Source organism: Fuerstiella sp., assembly GCA_022447225.1.
GTDB lineage: Bacteria > Planctomycetota > Planctomycetia > Planctomycetales > Planctomycetaceae > S139-18.
On the sequence record JAKVAZ010000005.1, the window covers coordinates 1 to 991 of the forward strand.

Genomic DNA, 991 nt, shown 5'->3' on the forward strand with positions numbered 1-991 from the left:
TTTTGTTGCCATCCACGTCCGCAAGAGACACTTCCCGAAGGCTGATCAGATCGTAGATCTTTCTTCCGTTCAGTCGTTCTTTCGGAATCAGGATGCTGCCGTTCTCCTGATGATGACTGTTGTTGTTCCAGGGAATCAGGAAATGGCGGTCATGTTTGATACACCTCAGGAACCCACAGTCGATTGCCTGGCCTTCGAATTCCGGATAGCGAAGACGCCTGCATGAAACGCCAGAGCGGATGCTCGCATCCGCTCTGCAGGAAATAAGCAATGGACCAGTGACCGTGATCATTCTGGCAATGCTTCCCAGTTCATCCCAGAGATCATTGTTGGGCCAGAGGAGACCGTTGAGAAGTCCGTCCTGTCCGCCTGCCCACTGAGGTTGCAGCACAGGCCCTCCCACATGGAAGTAAAAAAAACCTTTCGTTCCTCCGGCAAGCGCCTGCCAGAACTGCATACGCAATTCCGTGGGCGACGGCCGGGAATCCTTCAACCATGGCTTCGTCGGTTCGTGCGCACTCCAGGCCGCTGCCAGAGGGATAAAATAAAAGACCCGATCAGGATGGTGGTCCTGCAGGCAACGCAGATTTTTCGCGATCGACCAACTATCCCTCGTCACATCCCAGGTGGGGTACCAGTCCGCAGTCATCGGCTGCATGTGCCCAACAAATCTTCTGAAGCCACCCCATGTCGGTTGACAGGTCGTCACAGGAAGTTTGGTGTACTTTTCAATCAGACGAATGGCGGCGATCGAGGGAGCCAGGTACAGCGGCTCATCATCGGAAACAAAGCCGATGATACTCTCGGGATGTTCCCGAGCCAGAGTTGCAGCGAATTCCAGATAGTCTTTTCGGTCAGCCTCGACCTCGGCCATCTCCTGGCCGTTGAGTGCTGGTTCTTCGCGCTGAAATTTCGCCAAAGCGCCGGAGTTGAACCGCATATAGTTAATCAGAGTGGGAAAGATCTTCATTTCTTTGAGGGGCAGTTCCGT

General features: G+C 53.9%; 1 protein-coding gene. It reads right to left on the minus strand.

Going from position 1 to position 991, the window contains the following annotated elements; all coding sequences use genetic code 11:
• On the minus strand, positions 1 to 991 hold a 991-nt coding region (locus MK110_04685), incomplete at both ends, for a hypothetical protein (GenBank protein ID MCH2210573.1).